Source organism: Brochothrix sp., from assembly GCF_017549435.1.
GTDB lineage: Bacteria > Bacillota > Bacilli > Lactobacillales > Listeriaceae > Brochothrix > Brochothrix thermosphacta.
Genome location: NZ_JAFYUW010000053.1, coordinates 1 through 4,721 on the forward strand (window position 1 = coordinate 1; position 4,721 = coordinate 4,721).

The following is a 4,721-nucleotide window of genomic DNA, read 5'->3' on the forward strand; positions in this document are numbered from 1 at the left end:
TAGCAGAAAAACCTAGTCAAGCAAAAGCTTATGCCGACAGTTTTAAATCTAAACAAAAAATTGAAGGTGGTTTTCTGATTAAAGATGCTTTATTTGAAGATGAAGTCGCAATCACTTATGGTTATGGTCATCTGGTTGAATTGCAAGCGCCAGAAAGTTATAAACCGGAATGGAAAAAGTGGTCGCTCAATGAGTTGCCCATGTTTCCTGAGTCATATCAATTCAAGGTCGCTAAAGATAAACGCGCACAATTTCGAATCGTTAAACGACTCCTTGACGAAGCTGATGAAATTATTGTGGCGACAGATAGTGATCGTGAAGGTGAAAATATTGCACGATCAATTATTAAGGTCAGTGGAAATGAACATAAGCCCACAAAACGTTTATGGATTAACTCATTAGAAAATGATGAAATTCGGAAAGGTTTTGAATCATTGCGACCAGGCGAGGATTATTTTTCATCGTACATCGAAGCGCAAACACGTCAAATTAGTGATTGGCTAATTGGGATGAATATCAGTCGACTTTATACACTGTTATTACAACAAAAAGGTTTGAGTGGTGTTTTTTCAATTGGACGCGTACAGACACCTACACTATATTTAATCTGGCAACGTCAACAAGAAATAGAAAATTTTGAACCACAAACTTATTTTGAAGCATATATTCATGTAAATGCTGCACAAGGTACCTATGTTGGAAAATATAAAGATACATTTAAAACACTGCCTGAGTTGATAGATTTTTTTAAAGGATTCGATGTGATTCATCAACAGGAACAAGCAGCTCGTATTGCTAAAGTGGAAACAAAAGAAAAAAAGGAATATGCGCCACGTCTTTATTCATTGTCTGATATACAGAGTCAAGCCAATAAGTTATATAAAGTTAGTCCGGCTACGACATTAAAGATTGTTCAAACGTTATATGAAAAAAAATTAGTCTCGTATCCACGAACGGATTGTCATTACATTACGCCAGCAGAATATGCTTACTTGAAAAAAAATCTTGAAGGCTATTGTGAGCGTGCCGGTGTGGAAATTAAAGACCCACAAAACTATGCAACAAAACGTCATGTTGATGCTTCAAAAGTTCAGGAACATTACGCTATTATCCCAACCAAAAAAATACCCACTGCCGCTGCCCTAGCAAAGTTGGGACCAATGGAGCAACGATTGTATCATTTAATATTACGGCGAACTCTAGCTATTTTTGCACAACCGTATATCTATGATGAAACAATTATACTGACGGATGTTAATACACAAATCTTCAAAACAACGGGACGTATGATTAGACAGCTAGGATGGAAAGAAATTATCGGAGCAGCTAAGAAAAAAACAGATGAGGAAAAGTTACCAGTTGTTGAGCTTAATGAAGTTGTTCAAAGTCGTCTTTATGAAAAAGAGGCTGAAACCAAGGCACCACCTGCATACACTGAAGGGACATTGATCACGGCTATGAAGAATATCGGCCGCACAGCTGAGGATGAAGCTAAAGCAATTTTAAAAGCAATTGAAGGTATTGGAACTGAAGCAACGAGAGCAAGTATTCTTGAAACATTAAAGCGTCAAGATTATATTGAAGTAACTGCAAATCAACTGCAGGTAACTGCTAAGGGGAGTATACTGTGTGAAGCGATTGTAGGCGTCGAAATTTCGAGTGCAGAGATGACCGCTAAATGGGAAAGTTATTTAAAAAAAATCCATGATAAAACGGGAACACAAGAAGCTTTCTTAGGCAGCATTCAACGTTTCATACAGCATCTCATTGCTACCGTACCTGAACAAATAGGTACTGAAAAAATTGCTATCCCGATGACAGAGGAACCGTTAGGAATCTGTCCCTCATGTGGTGCGTCTGTTTTAGAAAAATTTAAAGTGTATGGCTGTGAGAAATGTGACTTCGTTATATACAAAAAAATTCTTAATAAAAAAATCAGTCGTCCGATGTGTAGTAAGTTATTAAAATCACGACGTACAGCCTTAATAAAAGGCTTTCTTAGTAAAAAAGGTAAAAAATTCAATGCAGTGCTTATTTTAGATGATGCAAATAAAGTTGCTTTTGAATTCATCCCATTTAAACCAAAAGTAAAAAAGAGCTAAGTGCTAATGTTTGACCAATCTGAACCTATAAATTGGCATCAGTCGTTAAATTATGCTATTCTTAGACAAAGAGTTCAAGAAAAAAGGAGCGTATTTACAATGAAAGTAGATTTGAATCGAATTAATGCCTTAGCAAAGAAAAAGAAAGAAGAGGGTTTAACTCCCGCTGAAACAAAAGAGCAACTCAAATTACGTAAAGCATACTTAGGTGAAATAAGAGGCCAAGTATTAGGAACAATTGATGGATTGAAAATTTTAGACAAAGAGGGTAATGACGTTACTCCTGATAAATTAAAGCATGCTAACAGTCAAAAAAAACACGCAGGTAATATTTTAAGTAATAAAATTCCACGCGTATAAATAATTGACAAAAAACCAGTTGTTGAGCCGAAGCTCTATAACTGGTTTTTTAAATACTTTGTATTTTATAAATATGATGTATTATTTTTTGAAATAATGGAGCTACTGATAAACTGTAAAACTTTGACCAGTTTGAACACCGTTGACACTTTTGACAAATGCGTTAGCAACTTTGTTTGAAGATACTGTTTCAAAACCGACAAAATAATCTTTATAAATAGACCAAGATTCATCCAAAACAGTGGGGCTCACTGTATTGATACGAATACCACGTGGCATTTCTGTCGCAGCAGATTTCGCAAACGCTTTGACACCAGCATTTGCCATTGCAGCAGAGGCACCATCTTTTATGGGTTCATCCATAATGATCCCTGTTACCAGTGTGAAGCTACCATTATCAGCAACATAATCTTTGCCAATTAAAACAGTGTTTACTTGTCCTAATAACTTGTTATTGGCACTGAGCAGATTGTCCTCAGGAGTCATAGTAGCTAATGGACCAAAGTGAGCGGACCCAGCAGAGATAATAACTGCATCAACAGTTCCTACCTTATCAAACAATGCTTTAATACTCGTAGGTGATGCTAAGTCAACTTGGTACTCGCTAGAGCGTGACGCAATCAAGATCTCGTGAGTCGTAGATAAAGCTTTTGCAACTGCACTACCAATAGTACCTGTACCGCCAATAATTAATGCTTTTTTCATAAGTTCACCTCATTCATTTATTACCATAATAGTACACTCAATTACCTGCACAACCAAATAATTTGTTTGAAGGCAAAAAAAAGAGGCATTAGCCTCTTTTTAAGTTGTATCAAAATTAACGATGTTGTCTTTGTTTAAACAACTTAGGTGAAACATATTTGCGGAAGTAGAAGTCAAGGCCAATTGTACCTGAGTTACGTCCGCCAACTAAAACGAGGAGTCCGAGGATTAAATAGAGGGGATTTACTGAAACTGTACCACCGAATAGGAAAAGGAAATTCATGACGATTCCGAAAAAGGCAGCTGTTGATGTGAATAAACCAACAATTAAACCTAAGCCGATTAATAATTCGCCCCACATTACAAGGAAACTGAAAAATTGACTATTACCTACTGCAAAAGTTTCCATAAACCAAGTGTATGCTGGATAAAGTTGGTTGCCTTCAGGTCCGACAACTGGATTTTTAACAATATTACCTATAAAACCACCGGCATCAAATGGTGTATCACCAAAAATTTTGTGGAAGCCAGATGTGAACCATTGTACTCCAAGATAGACACGTAAAACTGTTAGTATCGGCATTGCAATCTTACTGCTTCTTAACCAATTAAACATAATGAATTCCTCCATGATAATATAAATATTATCGTTTATTTTGAGGCAAGAGAATTATAAAAATAAAGTGCGTTTTTCTAAAAAATACCTTTTTCCTCTACCACACCCTTAGTATAGTGAAATAATAACTATATAACAATACAAGATTCCGAACGTACGATTTTCGCCACATTCATGTGTCTAAACACGTAACGACTTATCGTGTATTCGCTTTAATTGAACGAAATGTGATAAAATTAGTTACTGACATAATAATAGTGCTGTAAAAGTGGAGAAAGGGTGACATGAATCATTGAGGAAATTTGGATTATTGTTACTTTCAGCTATTATAGGCGTTATTTTAATTAATCAATTTTTAAAAGACCAAGTTAGTTTAATGGGAGAACTCGTTATCCTAATGTTGTTCGGCTTAGTGATCAGTTTTATTTTTACTATTTGTTTTAAAAGTAAATAAGGCAGTCATTGTTAAATTCTAGTTTTCAGAATTTAATAGTGACTGTTTTTATTTTGGATTATTTATTAACGATTGAAGCAGGACCTGCTGCATGAAGTGTTTAGTACTTAAAATCAAATAATCTTAATTCTGTACAAGGAATGACTTTAACAGAGTCAAAAAATCAAGGATATACACTTTGTGGTTGGGAAGATTGCTTTCATAAAAAAACTGTTATTCTCTAATCAAATAGAGATAACAAGTTTTTTTAGTTAGTTTAAAGACAGAAGCGTTTAGCGGATGAAGCACAAGTTGGATTTTTGATACTAAAAGACACTTTTAAGCATATTTTGCATTTTTATACAATTTTAGAGATTAAATATGTATTTTTATGCTATGATAATTTCATAATAAAATAAACAGATAATTAAGGAGGAATACATGGAAAATTATTTTACGTCTTTACTAGTGGGTTTGGTAATCGCAATGCCGGTGGGGGCGATAA

At 35.0% G+C, this 4,721-nt stretch carries 4 protein-coding genes; 2 read left to right on the forward strand and 2 right to left on the reverse strand.

The features are described from left to right. Both IKV95_RS03715 and IKV95_RS03720 read left to right on the forward strand, forming a co-directional pair. Nucleotides 1-2,102: type IA DNA topoisomerase (locus tag IKV95_RS03715; RefSeq protein ID WP_287451421.1), on the forward strand; the 2,102-nt coding region annotated here is incomplete at its 5' end. Between the two features lie 99 nt (nucleotides 2,103-2,201). After that, on the forward strand, nucleotides 2,202-2,462 hold the full coding sequence (locus tag IKV95_RS03720; protein WP_029092221.1) for a DUF896 domain-containing protein: 261 nt from the start codon (nucleotides 2,202-2,204) through the stop codon (nucleotides 2,460-2,462). Nucleotides 2,463-2,564: 102 nt separating this feature from the next. Here the strand turns inward: IKV95_RS03720 and IKV95_RS03725 are convergent, their stop codons facing one another. Both IKV95_RS03725 and IKV95_RS03730 read right to left on the reverse strand, forming a co-directional pair. Next, a complete protein-coding gene (locus tag IKV95_RS03725; protein WP_069125274.1) occupies nucleotides 2,565-3,167 on the reverse strand; it encodes a short chain dehydrogenase in 603 nt (200 codons plus the stop codon). Between the two features lie 115 nt (nucleotides 3,168-3,282). After that, nucleotides 3,283-3,783, reverse strand: a complete 501-nt coding sequence (locus IKV95_RS03730) for a DoxX family protein (protein ID WP_029092219.1) — start codon at nucleotides 3,781-3,783, stop codon at nucleotides 3,283-3,285. Nucleotides 3,784-4,721: the final 938 nt, after the last annotated feature.